This window comes from Paenibacillus sediminis, assembly GCF_017873765.1.
Taxonomy (GTDB): domain Bacteria; phylum Bacillota; class Bacilli; order Paenibacillales; family Paenibacillaceae; genus Paenibacillus_AG; species Paenibacillus_AG sediminis.
Window position 1 is genome coordinate 91091 of sequence record NZ_JAGGKP010000008.1, and the last position, 15525, is coordinate 106615.

The window sequence follows — 15525 nt, forward strand, 5'->3', positions numbered from 1 at the left end:
AGTAAAAGCCCAGAGCAACAAGCCCTGGGCTTTTATTAAAGCATTGATTTCACTATTGCATGCGTCCCGTTCCACCCATAGATTGCTCGGCCATTTGCACTAATTTTTTCGTAATGTAACCTCCGAGCGACCCTGTTTCACGGGAAGTCATATTGCCATAGTATCCATCCTGCGGGATCGTAATACCAAGCGCTTGAGCTGCTTCAGTCTTCATTTGTTGAAGCGCTCCGGTAGCTTGAGGCACAACCAAATTGTTTGAACGATTTCTTCGAGCCATCATCTAGTCTCCCTTCATCTGTTGCTATTTTTCAGATGCAAGCTTAGTATGACTCTTCTAAAGAATCTTATTCTCTCTTGTTACTACTAATCATATGGAGGTTTTTCCCATGAGCAAAGGACTGTCGCTATGGTTCGCAACATCCTCGATTCTTTTATTAATGGTTACTGCTATTTCCATAAGCTACTCGGTATGGCTTCCGATATTGCTTGGAACGATATCTATTCTTAATATTGGCTTAGGATTTATCGTTAAAGCCAAACAAAGAAGCCATTATGAAGCACTGAGTAAACATGATGAGTCGAATTAACGTTTTTTAAGTACAAAACCCATTCGTTCTTTTACATCAGACAGTACTTTTGCAGCAGTGGCTTCTGCTCGCTCAGCACCTTGGCGTAAAATGTTATGAATTTCACCTGACTGACGAATCTCATAATACCGCTGCTGAATCGGCTCTAGTGTTGCTACAACGACTTCTGCCAGTTCTTTTTTGAAAGTGCCGTACATTTGTCCTTCGTACTTTTTCTCAATATCAGCAAGAGAAAGGCCGGAGCACTGGCTGTAAATACTCATCAAATTGCTAATTTCCGGTTTATTTGCCGGATCGTATTTAACCTCGCGTCCTGAATCCGTCGTAGCTCGGCTTATTTTTTTGCGAATAACATCTGGTGCGTCCAGCATAGCAATAAAGCTGCCTGGATTCGGGTTACTCTTACTCATTTTTTTTGAAGCGTCATCAAGAGACATAATGCGCGCGCCCACTTCAGAAATATAAGGCTCTGGAATGGTGAAATACTCGCCAAAACGATGGTTGAAGCGGCGTGCCAAATCACGAGTTAATTCAAGGTGCTGCTTCTGGTCTTCACCAACAGGAACTAGATCAGCATTATAGACGAGAATGTCTGCTGCCATCAATGATGGATAGACAAACAGGCCAGCCCCGACATTTTCTTTACCTGATGATTTATCTTTAAACTGCGTCATCCGTTCAAGCTCGCCCATGCCTGTAAGTGTTGTTAAAATCCATCCTAGCTCAGCGTGCTGCGGAACATGCGATTGTAGATATACATTTGCTTTAGCTGGGTCAATCCCAGCTGCAATATACAATGTTGCCACTGCCTCCGATTGCTCTCGAAGAGCCGCAGGATCTTGCGGAACGGTTATCGCGTGCAAATCAACGACCATGAAATTACACTGATGGCTATCTTGCAGCTCAACAAAATTTTTAATAGCGCCGATGTAATTTCCAAGTGTCAACTGCCCGCTTGGCTGAATGCCTGACAGTACTGTTTTCATTTCTATTCCTCCATTTGCATTATTATTTCATTGTCATCTTCGGGTTCATTATCATCTCCGGAACAAAACAAAAAAGGCCCCACATCCGCAAGGGACGTGAGACCGTGGTGCCACCCTTATTTGCCACATTTACGCCTTTTGAGCGTAAAATGACCTTTCCATTCCGTAACGGGGAACAGCCGGCCGGCATATTTAGAAATAAGATGATTATTTCTGTTGCGCTCGGCACTCGAGGGTCCATTCAGCAAATCGGCCCCACCGGTTTACATCCACCACCGGCTTTCTGAAGGTAGCACCGTTCTTGCCTACTTGTCCCTGTCATCGTATTATGATTATCTGATAAACTATATGCATCATCATAATCATCTTTTTGGTGAATTGTCAAATCTGTTTTTTGTCTTTACGAAAATCTGTTATGATATGTCTTAGTAAAATTTGATTACAGTGAAAAGAGGAGTATCGATATGAAACAAGTGACAAAAGGGCAATGGAATGGATACGACACTTACATCTTACATAGCCGAGATCTTGAAGTCACACTGCTGCCTCGTCTAGGCAACAATGTAATTGGCATCTGGGATTCTATAGAACAACGTGAAGTGCTGCGCCGTCCTGACGAAGCGGATTTAGATTTTTACATGGTAAAACCTTATCACTTCGGTATTCCAATGCTTATACCGCCTGGACGCATTCGCCGTGGACATTTTGAGTACAACGGAGTCGACTACCAGTTCGATCAAAATACGGCGCATGATAATCATATTCATGGACTGCACCGTGCCCAATCGTGGCGCGTTACTGATATTGAAGAAGAGGAAGAAAGCTGCTCCATCACAACCGAGTTTGTTACGTCAGATGATCCAAATTGGATGCGTCAGTATCCGATTCCGCTGAAGCTGGAAATGACATTAAAGCTTCAAGGATCTGAGCTCGAACAAAGCTTTAAAATTACAAACCTTGGTGAGCATGCTGCACCATTTGGATTAGGCCTTCATACATGGTTTCTCCTTGATGGAGAGCCTGACAAATGGACGCTGACACTTCCTGTATCCAATTTATATAAGCAGGATGAAGAGCAAATTCCAACTGGCGATATTGAGCCATTAGGTCAATTCGAAGTGTTAAATAAAGGAATGAATTTGAAAGGAACCAATATGGACACTTTGTTCAGAATTGGTGACAAACCGGCTGAAGCATTGCTCGTAAGAGATGATGGATATGGACTGCGTTATTCAGTAGACCCTGAATATTTCAAACATTGGGTGTTATTCACAAAGGGGGAAGCAGACCAGTTTCTATGCATCGAACCTTATACTTGGCTTCCAGATGCCCCAAATTCAAAACTTTCTCCAGATTTTACTGGTTTGATTGATCTGAAGCCGCAGCAATCGATCGTGCTTAAAACGAAGCTAGTAATGATTCATCCAAAGCAATGAAGATTCATAATCTACCATTACAGTGTAATAATTACCACTGATTTCTGCTTGGCCTGACCGCATATTTTATCACTTCCGAACCATACTAATCATCACAAAGACCAAAGGAGGTGACGAATATGGCAGGTCAAGGTAGAAACCGTTCTAACAATTTGGTTGTTCCTCAAGCAACTGCTGCTCTTCAACAATTGAAGACTGAAGCAGCACAATCACTCGGTATTCAAATCCCTCAAGACGGTTACCAAGGAAATATGACTTCCCGTGAGAATGGCTCTCTGGGTGGATATATTACTAAACGTCTTGTACAAATCGCAGAACAACAAATGTCAGGTCGTTCAAGTCAGTAATGTTTATTTTCTCCTACTTACAACAAATATAAGAAGACGGTTTACATCTGTAAGCCGTCTTCTTCTTGTTTGAATGATGTTATAAGACCGAAAACTACAATGAATCTGTATTCATTTCATGATATGTATTTCGTGGATAACGGATCATGAGATTAGCCATATTATAGTTGGATTCAAAGATAGCATCTACAATAATCATTCCTTGCCTAATTGTAAAATCATAACTGACTTCACCATGTGTCCAGTGCCGCTTAAATTTCAGCGATTCTAAAGCCATATGACGAAAAGAACTTAAATGCCTTTCCGTTAGACCTTGTTCAGGACCAGTTAACTTGCCATTTCTTCCGGCTATTGGACTATGACGAATGCCAAATTTACCAATAACATTATTACGAATTTGCAAAATCAATGTGCCAGATGATATACCTGCGAGCTCATCTTCTAACTCCTTAAACACAATATCGAGCTGTCTGGCAAGTGATAGCTGGTCCAATTTCACCATTTAACCCCCTTCTTTAGAATCATTTTAATTCATTTGCATTGGACTCATTATATGATAACCAATTATATCCATCAACAATATTCAACAAAAATAGGTAAAATTGACTATAAATTATTAATAATTACCAATTTTTGATTCATTATTCGTCATTATTTTTGTTATTCTGACATTGTTTTTAATGCCAAAAAAAGAATGCTGCACTGAAATGCTGCATTCTCTTTCGTTTATTGACTTAAACCAAATGATCCGTCATCTTTAAAAATTGCTCTACATCATCTAAACATAATTGGATAGCGCTTTGCCAGAAATCAGGTCCAGTCAAATCAACCCCTAAATGCTTCTGAGCTAGATCTTCAACTGTCATACGACCTGTATCCCGGAGAAGAGCATCATATTTATCGGCAAATGCCGGCCCTTCTTCCAGCGCTCTCGCATAAATACCCGTGCTGAACAAATATCCGAACGTATACGGGAAGTTATAGAATGGCACATCGGTAATATAAAAATGCAGCTTAGAAGCCCAGAAATGCGGATGATAAGATGCAAGCTTATCACAGAATGCTTCTTTTTGCGCTTCTTCCATTAATTCACTTAATTCCTCTGCACTCAATAACCCATTTTTCCGTTTCTCATAAAATCTAGTTTCAAATAAAAAACGCGCATGAATGTTCATAAACATCGAAATGCTGTTTCCAATTTTGTTCTCTAGAAGAGCAAGCTTCTCTTGTTTGTCTGCCTCCCCTTTTACTAAAGAATCTGCAACAATCATCTCGGCAAAAGTAGAAGCTGTCTCTGCTACATTCATGGCGTAATCTTGGTTAAAATGAGGCAAATCATCCATCACAAATTGATGATATCCATGACCTAGTTCATGAGCAAGTGTAGATACATTGGAGGCCGTTCCGCCGTAAGTCATAAAAATGCGCGTTTGTTTGCTGACTGGCAGTGAAGCACAGAAACCTCCAGGGCGTTTGCCTGGACGGTCTTCGACTTCAATCCAGTTGTTCTCAAACGCATGCACAGCGAAATCAGCTAGTTTAGGGCTAAATTTGCGGAACTGTTCAACAATTTCTTCTGCCGCATCATCATAATTTATTTTACCAGTTGACTCGCCAATGGGAGCATCTACATCAGCCCAGCTTAACTTCTCTACACCAAGAAGCTTCGCTTTACGCTCCAAGAAGGCGGCGAATACAGGCTTATTGTCGGTAATTACTTTCCACATGCTGTCAAGCGTTTGACGAGTCATACGATTGATGGCAAGCGGTTCTTTCAATGTGTCTTCCCAGCCGCGATTCTCATACAGTTTATTTCGGAAGCCAGCAATACGGTTAAGCGTATCTGCGCAATAATCAGCCGCATCAGTCCAAGCTTTCTCCCAGAGTGAGAACATTTTCTCCCGAACATTTCGATCGGGATCCACCAATTTATTAGATGCTTGCCCAGCGGATAAGAGCACCGACTCTCCGTTCTCCTCAAATGGAATGCGGACCTGACTAACAATCGTATCATAGAACTCACTCCATCCATGATAGCCGTCTACTGCTAAATCTAGAGCCAAGCTTTCAAGCTCCGGAGACATTTTCTCACGCGCAATCTCCCTGCTCTCGTTCAGCGAGAAAGAAATTGGAGCAATTTCGCTGCGCTTCATCCATGAAGACCATACTTCCTCGTTTGTGTCACGAAGAATGTTTTGGAACCTGGCAGATACACTGTTCAGCTTCGCTACGAATGTTGCAATTTTGCCAGACAACTGGATTGCTTTCTTATCTTTCTGGTCTTGAGAAGTTAAGCAAGAGACAAAAGAGGAAGCCTCAGTTAGCCGCTGACCGCAGCTCTGAAACAATTCAATCACAGCATCCCACCGATGCGTCTCATCGAGTGTCTGAGGGGCTTTTGCATTTGTAACCTGTTTTTGCAATTCATTAATATCTTGTTCAAGATCTCCTAGAAATGAGGCAAAGCTTGCAGAGGATGATCCTCCGTTAAAAATGGATTCCAAATCCCAAGTGAGCTGAAGCGGATGTTTCATGGCAGATCACCTTTCTTGTAATTTATATTTGAAGTATCCTTAGAGAATGTGTATAACTATACTATAACTTTCATTCATGGAGGGATACTCATATGAGACCTTTACAAATATCACCGGAGACGGCTGTCAAATTATCTGAGAAACTGGGAGTTCCTTTGGAACACTTGATGCATATGCCTCAGCATATATTAATGAAAAAGCTCGCAGAATTAGCCAAAGAAGAAACGAGTAATTCATCGCAAAGTGAGTCTAAAGAATAATGATTCCTTTTGAGAGATCGTGGCCATATGACGTAATCGCTGGCGATGTGTATGTACAGAAATGTCCTTTCTGCGAGCAGGAAAATGTACTGCTTCCGATGAAGCCTCACGAGCTGCAAAGCGTGCGCGAGGGTAAGAAGAAGCTGCTCGTGTTTCCTTGTTGTCATAACAAAGTGACCGTTCTTAACAGCGATTCCGACTATATACTTACAGATCAAGTTCTTCGGTAATATATAAATATGTTAAATAAAGAGCATAAAGGAATATCCATTCCTTTATGCTTTATTTATGTATAAGAACCGTTAGCTTGATTTACTTTCGTTACGCATTTCCTCAGGCAATTCAAGCTTCTTCTCCGTCATCAGTTCTCGCAGAACAGCCCATTGCTCTCTAGAAGCCCGGATCATCGCCGTATCTACGATTTTATGATCATGAATAACACGCGAAAACCATTTTGCCGCTTCATGTAAAGATCCAGTCCGTAAGTTCAGTTCGCCAATGAGATATAATAGGCGGGCATCATTCTTCCCAACAACTTCGGTCTCATACACTCTCACATATGCTTCTAATGAGAAACGCATAAATCTCTGTTCCTGCTCTTTATTACCTTTATAACGATACATCCACGCTATATGCTGAAGCAGACTCGCGATAATTCGCTCCTTTTCTTCAATTGCTTGAGCACATAATAGAGCTAACTTATAAGTTTCCAGTGCGGCATTCCAATCACGCTGTCCGCTGTAATCTTTAGGGGTCCAGCGATCACCAACTTCGCTTCTAAATTTTCTTTTCTGTACCTCTGTCAGTTTACTTGAAGAGTGCTCAGTTGAGGCGAAACCACATGCAGGACATACACGAACGACATAATAATCAGGATTTTCTTCCTTGTAATAACCGCAAAAATCAGAATCCGTCCGAATTGCTTTTTTAAAGCTTGGACGAACGCGAGAGGATTGAAATACATTCTCGCATTGCCAGCAAGTCACATGAATTGAGTATAAAGGTTCCAGCGTCACAGGTTTATCTCCTCCCTTTTGTCTGATCACTGCAGTTCTGTTCTAATAATTAAGAAGGGGTGTTTACAAAATGATAGGCAGGGCCTGATAAACGTTCCAGCACAAAAGTACGAAGCGGCTCCTCAATTCCAACCTCAGTAAGCGCCCCGGCCATACAAGACAACCATGCATCGGCTCTCTCCCTCGTAATCGGAAACGGAAGATGCCGAGCACGCATCATCGGATGACCGTACTCATCTGAATATAGAGAAGGACCTCCAAAAAATTGTGTTAAAAACTTATATTGTCTATCCATGACCGGATCAATGTTCTCGGGGAACAATGGTCCAATTAAAGGATTTTGCTTCACTCTTGGATAAAATGCTTCAACGACCCTGCGAAGTACAGGTGCGCCTCCAATCATTTCGTAGAGCGTCTCATTCGCCATATCTTATCACCAACTTTTTTCATTTCCCAAAATATAGGTTTGTACTATTATATCATATCAAAAAATGGTGCTAAACGTTTGTTTAGCACCATTGGGCCTAAGTTAGTAGCTTCGCCAATCCTCTTCACCGGGATGGACGAGAGAGGCGCGAATTACATATACAAAAGCGCATACGAGAATACCGGCGACAATACTCATTTTCATCACTCCACCCTTATCATGTTCAAACAGCGACAAAAAATGTATGTTGTTACACTTAGTTTATCATACCTTTCAAAAAAATAAAGAACTTTATGTAATCGCTTACTTATATTTTTGGTTGTACTTTGTACTGTTTGTCCAGGCAAATGCATAACAGTATTTTATAATGCTTCGTTTATCTGCCAGGAGGCGTGTTACAATGGTTCAACATCGCTTTGGTGTTCCTCTCATGGTTGGGTCCATGTTATTGATATGCATCTTCATGTTTGTTTATCCCCAAGCTTCCCTTAATGCAGCACTGCGAGGTTTATCGATATGGTGGGATGTTTTATTCCCCTCTTTATTCCCTTTTTTTGTAATATCTGAGGTACTTCTAGGCTTTGGTATCGTCCATTTTATCGGTACATTGCTTGACCCCCTTATGAAGCCTTTGTTCCGCATTCCAGGAAGCGGAGGCTTCGTCGCGGCTATGGGCTATGCCTCAGGATATCCAGTTGGAGCAAAGCTGACTGCAAAGTTGTGGGAACAGAAGTTAGTTAACCGAGAAGAGGCGGAACGGCTTGTTGCCTTTACAACTTCCTCAGATCCGATCTTTCTCATAGGTGCAGTCTCGGTCGGATTTTTTCACAATCCTAAAGTAGCCTCTATACTTGCACTAGCCCATTACGGCGGTGGACTTATGGTAGGTCTCATTATGCGTTTCCACGGCTCAAAAAGTTCAAAGCCCCAATCAAAGGCCGATCGAATCCATGGAAAAGGACGCTTAAGAATAGCATTTTATCAGATGCATCAAGCACGTATTCAAGATGGCAGAGGACTCGGTCAACTCTTAAGTCAAGCTATAAATTCATCCTTGCAGCTTATTATTGTCGTAGGGGGTTTAGTCGTATTCTTCTCTGTTATTCTGGAAGTTCTTACACAAGCTAGACTCATGTCGTTATTATACAGCCTTATTCACGGTATGCTTCAAATGGCAGGGCTTCCTTCCGCCTTGTCTGAACCTATTGTAGGGGGGCTGTTTGAAGTTACACTGGGTGCGCGATTTGCTGGAGAGGCTGGAAGCAGCATCCCGCTTCAGTATAAAGTAGCTGCAGCTGCATTTATTTTGTCATGGGGAGGATTGTCCGTTCATGCTCAAATTACGAGTATTCTAAATCATACCAACCTTCGTTACTTACCGTTTATGGTGGCACGTTTTATACATGCGATCATTAGCGCGATATTAACGTTCTTGTTGTGGGATGCTGTAATGGGAAAGGATTATAATACTGTTTTCTCTGCTCCTGCTTGGAAGACGTATCCATTAACCGGATGGAGTATGAATATGTTCTCGCTTAATTATCGCATACTGATCTATATACTTTTCATGTTGCTTTTCATTTCCTTCATAATCCACTGCTTCAGAAGGATAAGACTCTTCATAAAATCGGCAAATCGGAAATGAAACGTTGTTTTCTGACTCATAATTGGATAGAATCGGTATATACCGTCTAACAAAGGAGATCTTCATATTGAGATATTATGTTCTAGATCGTGGAGATCAGTTATCAGTTGAATTGAGCGAGCAATTTCATAAGCTTGCAGCAGGACGCGGCTTTCAATTGGATGCAGAATCACCGGAAATCGTCATTTCTATAGGCGGTGATGGTACGATGCTGCACGCTTTCCATACCTTTATTGATCGTATCCCTAATATTGCATTCGTAGGAGTACATACTGGCCATCTCGGTTTTTATGCGGACTGGAAAGCTGATGAAATTCCTGAACTAATTGAATTAATGAGTGGAGCTAAAAGCGCTGATCAACTAAAACCACGAATTGCGAAATATCCGCTTATTGAAATCGAAATATACAAAAAATCTGGACAAACGACTTGCATTGCCCTGAATGAACTTACGATTAAAGGCGTGGATGGAACCATTGTCGCACAAATAGACATCAATGATGAACTGTTTGAAATGTTCCGAGGAGACGGGATTTGTATTTCTACACCTTCAGGCAGTACTGCCTATAACAAAAGTATTGGCGGTGCGTTAGTGCATCCATCCATTGAGGCGTTGCAGCTAGCGGAAATCGCTTCGATAAACAATCGTGTCTTCCGCACGCTGGGATCATCGCTTCTTCTTCCAAAGCACCATCATTGTGATATTTATTCACGTAAAGAACAACGGCTGCTTCTTACCATTGATCACCTCAACATCCCTGTTGATGATCTCATTTCGATTCAGTGCAAAGTTGCAGAACAGAAAATAAGTTTTGTCCGTTACCGTCCTTATCCATTTTGGAATCGAGTGCGTGAAGCTTTCTTAGGGTAGGGATAATAAAAAAGCGGTCCTGATGATCAGGAACCGCTTTTTACGTTAGGTGCGCTCTCACTATCGTTAACAGGTTCTTTGACAGAATCCTTTGTTTTTTCTAACACAAAATAAGCACAGCCAAAATTACAATATTCGTTAATATAGTCCACCAGGCTGGAGATCGTTGTATCTTTGGTAGCTTTAGGGTGGTTGTCCTTGAAAAATCCTTTAAGACGCAGTTGGCTATATCCCCAATCACCAATGATATAATCGTAGCGATCGAGAACTTCACTATATCGCTCCTTGAACGCTTCTAGATTCCAACCATTCTTATGATTCTGGACAAGTTCATAGGTTTTGCCACTCATTTGAATCAAGGACACTTCTCCTGCCTTTCATATAGTATTATTGCGAAACCGCTTGCTCCTCTTTATGACGAGTTGCTGATTTCACTTGTTCGTGAGCATGATAAGAACTGCGTACCAAAGGTCCAGATTCAACGTGGCTGAAGCCGCGTTTCAAGCCTTCCTCTTTCAGTTTCGCAAATTCATCAGGATGGTAGTATTTCTCCACATTTAAATGTTTAGGAGAAGGCTGTAAATATTGACCGAGCGTTAGTATATCACAGTCTACCGCACGGAGATCATCCATCGCTTGTAAAATTTCATCCCATTCCTCGCCTACACCAAGCATAATGCTTGATTTCGTAGGGATATCTGGTTGTAGTTCTTTAGCTCTCTTCAATAGCTCAAGGGAACGGCGATATTTCGCTTTAGCACGAACCCGATCAGAAAGTCTTTCAACGGTTTCAATATTATGATTTAAAATATCTGGTTTTGCATCCATTACAATTTTGAGTGAGTCCAAATCACCTTGAAAATCAGGAATGAGAACTTCTACGCTGCAAAATGGAAGCCGTTTGCGAATGGCATGAATCGTTCCGGCAAAAATGGAAGCGCCGCCATCTTTGAGATCATCACGCGCAACACTAGTGACAACACAGTGGCGTAGATTCATATTCTCAGCAGCTTCGGCTACACGTTCCGGCTCTTGCAGATCCAGTTCAGTTGGCATACCTGTATTCACCGCACAGAAACGACATGCACGAGTACAAATATCACCCAGAATCATAAAGGTAGCAGTGCGGTTCGCCCAGCATTCATATATGTTCGGACAGCGCGCTTCTTCACATACCGTATGTAATGTTTTTGAGCGCATCATGTCTTTAATCTCTTTGAAATTATCTCCGGTAGTCAGCTTAATGCGAATCCAATCTGGTTTAGCTAATTTCTCCTCTTTTGCCAATGTGTTGACCTTCTTTCTCTCATATTAAGCCGCTGCTCACTCATATTATACCATGAAATTGATGGATATACTTGTCCTTAACGAAGAAAGATGAATGAAAAAGAACTGAAAATGGATAAAAGATCATAAATTGATTCAACCTAATGCTGTGTCTAATCTATATTACACAAACCACATCCGACAACAAGAGGAGGCTCTGAAGTTGATATCCATTTCTCAGTTCAGCTTACTCTGCTTGCGCTGTGCTGCATATGGCCTGATAGCTTCCATTATATGGCTGAATACGAGCGCCTATGCGAAAGCAGAAGAGAAGGCTAGTGTATCTAAGACCTCTCCGCCTAAACAAGTTGAGAATATATACGATTCCCGCAAAATACTCTACGATAAAATGAGTGTGCTCACCAATATTCCATGGTATCGGCTCGCTGCCATAGATCAATATGAACGAACGATGACGAAGGCACATCCTAAAGATCGCAAACATCCTGAAAGGTTGACCGGAATTTTCATGAGTGAACCTGCTTGGACAGGCTGGCTGAACCCTGACCCTAAAGATGTAAATCCGAAATCGATTGAAATTTTCGCAGGATATGGACGGGACGGCTCTGGAGATGGAATTGCGGACGCGAACAATGACGTGGATGTGCTGTATAGTATGGCTAGCCATTTACTAAAATACGGATATGCAGATGATGATTTCTACATTGCACTTTGGGACTACTATCAGAACAGTCGCGCGGTTCAGCGCATACAACAATTTGCAAAAATTTATCAAACATTTGATCGATTAGATTTGTTCGAGCATGCATTTCCTTTGCCTATCGGAAATAGTTACGCTTATCATGACACATGGGGCAGCGCCCGAGGCTGGGGCGGGAACCGCATTCATGAAGGCACAGACTTATTTGCCTACTATGGATTGCCTGTTAGAAGTACCTGTTACGGTATTATTGAAGTGAAAGGGTGGAATCCATTTGGCGGGTGGCGAATTGGAATTCGAGACCTTGAAAATCGGTACCACTACTATGCGCATTTATCCGGGTATAACAAAAGTATAAATATAGGCGATGTGGTCACTCCAGGACAAACGATTGGCTGGGTCGGCAGCTCTGGCTATGGAAAACCGGGTACTCAGGGGAAATTCCCGCCGCATCTTCATTACGGCATTTATCGAGACAGAGGTCTCGTCGAATGGTCATTTGACCCATACCCGCTGCTAAGACAATGGGAGATCGAAGAACGCAAACGTCTTAAAAAAGGAAAAACGGTACCTTCATCATGAAGGTACCGTTTGTTCTATTTGGCTTCTCCGCCTTCGACTGGATGTACATCCGACGCTGTTGGTTGCTCCTCGCTTGCAGCTCCTTCGCCTGACTTATTCTGAGATTGCCCCTCGCTTGGCGGTGTATTCATCGGAACGGAAATATTAGGGGCATTATTGCCATTTTCGCCAATGGGATTCCCTTTATTATCATAGTAATACATCGGCACATCCCCAACGACCAGCAAATAAGAAATCGGAATTTCCGTTTCCACTTTCTCAGCTTCAATATCAAATGGGATGACAACGGATACTTCAGTCGTAATGTGAATGTACACTTCAACCAGAATCATATTAATTCCTGCATCTTGCTGACGAGTGCTAAGTTCTACTTTTACAGCACCTTGGGGTTCAATCCTTACTGGAATCTTCGGACCAAATGATGCTAAAACAGGGCTTCCGAGCGCCATCCCTAACGGAATGTTCTCCTTCAGCATGTGAATATTTTGCAAAGTGGATTGTACAACCTGAATCGTATCTGAAGTTATTTTCATGTGCTCAGCATAGTTCAGCATAAATCCAGATACTTTCCCGCTTTCTTCCGTTTTCCATTCAATTAACTTATCAAAACGTTGCCCTTCCGTCACCTGAGTCGTAATTGCCTTATTAATCGCCTCCGTAGCAATTTGCTGCACTCGAACCTTCGCTAAATGCATTGTAGGCGGTACCATGTTTCTCTCGATATAACTAAAAAGCTGAAGTGTGCAAATCAACATAATTAACATAATGATCAGCAATATTGTCCGCCTTTTATTTCGGGGCTTACTCTTCTGGCTATGCCACCTTCGCCTTCTTCGCATTTGCCACATTCACACATTCCTCCTGGCAGCCGTCCCATTTCTTTTATATGGTTATGCAGCCAAGTTGCAAAAAAGAAGAGCAGGTCCCGAGGTTTGGGGTGCTGCTTTATTTTTTAGAAAAAAATGCCGATATCATTAATAGCTTACCGATATCATTAACTTACTAGTGCAGAAGGAGACTTTTATGATGAAACATCGTTACTTTAAATGGTTGCTTTCCTTTACTCTTCTTTTTGGTGTATCGTCAGGAATTGTTAATGGAGAAGGGACAAACAGCGATCAAACTCAATCGGCAGCTAATATTACATTAGACAAAACCGAGCTTATGCTGAAGGTAGGCGATCCTGACATCTCTCTCACCGTGACGGTCACTTCGGCAAATGTCAATGACGATAAAACGATAACTTGGTCAAGCAGTAATTCAAGCGTTGCTACTGTAAATGCTAACGGAACAGTTCATGCAGTTGCTTCTGGGAAAGCGACCATTACCGCTAAACTAACCAATGGCAAGACTGCCAAGGCAATCGTTACTGTTCCTTTTCCCGTAATGGGCGTACAGCTGAATCAAACGGAACTAACCTTAAATATTGGCACTACTGCAAAGCTCGTTCCTACGGTCACACCCGCTAACGCTACGATCAAGAACGTCATTTGGTCGAGCAGCAACGAGGCAATCGCTACTGTCAGCACTGAAGGTGTTATTACTCCCGTATCTGTAGGCACCGCTGTGATAACAGTTACGACAGCTGCCGGCTCCAAGACAGCGACTGCTGTCATTCACGTCGTACAACCAGTTACCGGTATTACGATGAATAAAACCGCTGTGATCTTAAAAGCAGGAGAGCCCGATATCACTCTCATAGCGACGATTGCGCCAGCTAATGCCACTGTCAAAAACGTTACTTGGTCCACCAGCAACTCCAAAATCGCTACAGTCAATGAGAATGGGGTCGTTCATGCTGTCGCTTCCGGCAAAGCTACCATTACCGCTAAATCTGCCAATGGTAAGATTGCCAAGACCTTCGTTACCGTTCCATTCCGGGTTGCTGGTGTTCAGCTGAACAAAACAGATTTAACGATCCAAATGGGCTCAGATGTGAAGCTCATTCCTACCATCGCTCCAACGAAGGCCACGATCAAAAACATCACCTGGACGAGCAGTAATGAGGCAATCGCTAAAGTTAGTGATAAAGGCGTCATTACACCTGTAGCCCCCGGTACCGTTACGATAACAGTTACTACTGAAGATGGCGCTAAGACAGATTCCGCATCGATTCATATCGTACAGCCCGTCACGGGTATTACATTAAATAAATCGACGCTAAGTATGAAGATAGGAGGGCCAAACGTAATAGTAACAGCTACGATTGCTCCAACGAACGCTACTGCCAAAAATGTAACCTGGTCCACCAGCAACTCCAAAGTGGCTACTGTAGACGCTAACGGTACCGTTCATGCTGTTGCCAGCGGCAAAGCGACGATTACTGCAAAATCAACAAGCGGCAAGAGTGCGAAGGTCATAGTTACCGTTACGAAATAAAAAGGAAGTACACACTTGTTGTTTCTGTGGCAAGCCACAGCTGTGCAAGGGGAAAAGAAAAATGGGCTTAGAAATCGAGTTAAAAATCGAGAAAGGCTTGAAATAACCTTTATAAGGAAGAGAAAAAGACTGGAGCTTGATCGGTATATTATCCGACCAACTTCCAGTCTTTGATCTATTTGCGGACAGTAATTTTTATGCCTGAATACTTATTTAGGGGCGTGGACAGGAATTATTGTTTGGTTAAAAAAACTGTAGAAACATAATAATTACTGTCCTCACCCCCAACACCACCACTCCCCTACTCCCACTTGCGCTCTCCCCTGATTTCAAGATAATAATTGTTGTCCTCCCATGTGAGGTTTAGCGGGTGTAAAACTGGAAGAAAACTGGTTCAATTGTGAACGAAAACGAATAATAATTAGTGTCCGAAAAGGAAGGGAAAGAGATGGAGTAAAGATTGGAGAA

The 15525-nt window shown here is 42.3% G+C and carries 18 protein-coding genes and 1 other annotated feature; of the genes, 9 read left to right on the plus strand and 9 right to left on the minus strand.

The features are described from left to right. Positions 1-52 precede the first annotated feature (52 nt). Positions 53-277, minus strand: a complete 225-nt coding sequence (locus J2Z20_RS14085; protein WP_209851528.1) for an alpha/beta-type small acid-soluble spore protein — start codon at positions 275-277, stop codon at positions 53-55. Positions 278-386: 109 nt separating this feature from the next. Here J2Z20_RS14085 and J2Z20_RS14090 point away from each other — a divergent pair, with 109 nt between their 5' ends. After that, a complete protein-coding gene (locus tag J2Z20_RS14090) occupies positions 387-587 on the plus strand; it encodes a hypothetical protein (protein WP_209851531.1) in 201 nt (66 codons plus the stop codon). Here the strand turns inward: J2Z20_RS14090 and trpS are convergent. Further along, complete coding sequence (trpS, locus tag J2Z20_RS14095; protein ID WP_209851535.1) at positions 584-1573, minus strand: tryptophan--tRNA ligase; 990 nt, start codon at positions 1571-1573, stop codon at positions 584-586. The genes J2Z20_RS14090 and trpS overlap by 4 nt on opposite strands. A gap of 87 nt (positions 1574-1660) precedes the next feature. Beyond that, positions 1661-1904, minus strand: a binding site (T-box leader). 133 nt (positions 1905-2037) lie between these two features. Here trpS and J2Z20_RS14100 point away from each other — a divergent pair. Both J2Z20_RS14100 and J2Z20_RS14105 read left to right on the plus strand, forming a co-directional pair. Next, positions 2038-3009, plus strand: a complete 972-nt coding sequence (locus J2Z20_RS14100; RefSeq protein ID WP_209851537.1) for an aldose 1-epimerase — start codon at positions 2038-2040, stop codon at positions 3007-3009. A 119-nt stretch (positions 3010-3128) separates the two neighbouring features. Beyond that, positions 3129-3356 (plus strand): alpha/beta-type small acid-soluble spore protein, encoded by a 228-nt coding sequence (locus J2Z20_RS14105; RefSeq protein WP_209851539.1) that lies wholly within the window; start codon positions 3129-3131, stop codon positions 3354-3356. Between the two features lie 94 nt (positions 3357-3450). Here the strand turns inward: J2Z20_RS14105 and J2Z20_RS14110 are convergent, their stop codons facing one another. Continuing rightward, positions 3451-3858: an O-methyltransferase gene (locus J2Z20_RS14110; RefSeq protein WP_209851542.1), complete on the minus strand. Its 408-nt coding sequence runs from the start codon at positions 3856-3858 to the stop codon at positions 3451-3453. 232 nt (positions 3859-4090) lie between these two features. Further along, positions 4091-5890, minus strand: coding sequence for a M3 family oligoendopeptidase (locus tag J2Z20_RS14115; protein WP_209851545.1), 1800 nt, complete (start codon positions 5888-5890; stop codon positions 4091-4093). Positions 5891-5982: 92 nt separating this feature from the next. On the opposite strand from J2Z20_RS14115, the gene J2Z20_RS14120 reads away from it, so the two are divergent. Together J2Z20_RS14120 and J2Z20_RS14125 are read left to right on the plus strand one after the other, a co-directional pair. Then, positions 5983-6150 carry a YycC family protein gene (locus J2Z20_RS14120; RefSeq protein ID WP_209851548.1) on the plus strand — a complete coding sequence of 56 codons (168 nt, stop codon included), beginning with the start codon at positions 5983-5985 and terminating at the stop codon, positions 6148-6150. Then, complete coding sequence (locus J2Z20_RS14125; protein ID WP_209851551.1) at positions 6150-6380, plus strand: hypothetical protein; 231 nt, start codon at positions 6150-6152, stop codon at positions 6378-6380. The genes J2Z20_RS14120 and J2Z20_RS14125 overlap by 1 nt, the downstream gene beginning before the upstream one ends. Positions 6381-6452: 72 nt before the next feature. Here the strand turns inward: J2Z20_RS14125 and J2Z20_RS14130 are convergent, their stop codons facing one another. Then, on the minus strand, positions 6453-7166 hold the full coding sequence (locus tag J2Z20_RS14130) for a DUF2225 domain-containing protein (RefSeq protein ID WP_209851554.1): 714 nt from the start codon (positions 7164-7166) through the stop codon (positions 6453-6455). Between the two features lie 49 nt (positions 7167-7215). Next, the gene (locus J2Z20_RS14135; protein ID WP_209851557.1) at positions 7216-7593 is read right to left on the minus strand and encodes a globin domain-containing protein; all 378 of its coding nucleotides are present in this window, start codon (positions 7591-7593) and stop codon (positions 7216-7218) included. A 400-nt stretch (positions 7594-7993) separates the two neighbouring features. Between J2Z20_RS14135 and ylbJ the strand changes: the two genes are divergently transcribed. Both ylbJ and J2Z20_RS14145 read left to right on the plus strand, forming a co-directional pair. Further along, a complete protein-coding gene (gene ylbJ / locus J2Z20_RS14140; RefSeq protein WP_209851560.1) occupies positions 7994-9238 on the plus strand; it encodes a sporulation integral membrane protein YlbJ in 1245 nt (414 codons plus the stop codon). A gap of 67 nt (positions 9239-9305) precedes the next feature. Further along, positions 9306-10109 (plus strand): NAD kinase, encoded by an 804-nt coding sequence (locus tag J2Z20_RS14145; RefSeq protein WP_209851563.1) that lies wholly within the window; start codon positions 9306-9308, stop codon positions 10107-10109. A gap of 26 nt (positions 10110-10135) precedes the next feature. On the opposite strand, the gene J2Z20_RS14150 is transcribed toward J2Z20_RS14145, so the two are convergent. Together J2Z20_RS14150 and lipA are read right to left on the minus strand one after the other, a co-directional pair. Next, positions 10136-10459, minus strand: a complete 324-nt coding sequence (locus J2Z20_RS14150) for a YutD family protein (RefSeq protein WP_245252388.1) — start codon at positions 10457-10459, stop codon at positions 10136-10138. A gap of 37 nt (positions 10460-10496) precedes the next feature. After that, positions 10497-11396, minus strand: a complete 900-nt coding sequence (lipA, locus tag J2Z20_RS14155) for a lipoyl synthase (protein ID WP_209851569.1) — start codon at positions 11394-11396, stop codon at positions 10497-10499. A gap of 202 nt (positions 11397-11598) precedes the next feature. Between lipA and J2Z20_RS14160 the strand changes: the two genes are divergently transcribed. Further along, the gene (locus J2Z20_RS14160; protein WP_245252376.1) at positions 11599-12678 is read left to right on the plus strand and encodes a M23 family metallopeptidase; all 1080 of its coding nucleotides are present in this window, start codon (positions 11599-11601) and stop codon (positions 12676-12678) included. A 14-nt stretch (positions 12679-12692) separates the two neighbouring features. Here J2Z20_RS14160 and yunB read toward each other — a convergent pair whose 3' ends face one another. Beyond that, the gene (gene yunB / locus J2Z20_RS14165) at positions 12693-13526 is read right to left on the minus strand and encodes a sporulation protein YunB (RefSeq protein WP_245252378.1); all 834 of its coding nucleotides are present in this window, start codon (positions 13524-13526) and stop codon (positions 12693-12695) included. Between the two features lie 178 nt (positions 13527-13704). Here yunB and J2Z20_RS14170 point away from each other — a divergent pair, with 178 nt between their 5' ends. Continuing rightward, positions 13705-15057, plus strand: coding sequence for an Ig-like domain-containing protein (locus J2Z20_RS14170; RefSeq protein WP_209851571.1), 1353 nt, complete (start codon positions 13705-13707; stop codon positions 15055-15057). Positions 15058-15525: the final 468 nt, after the last annotated feature.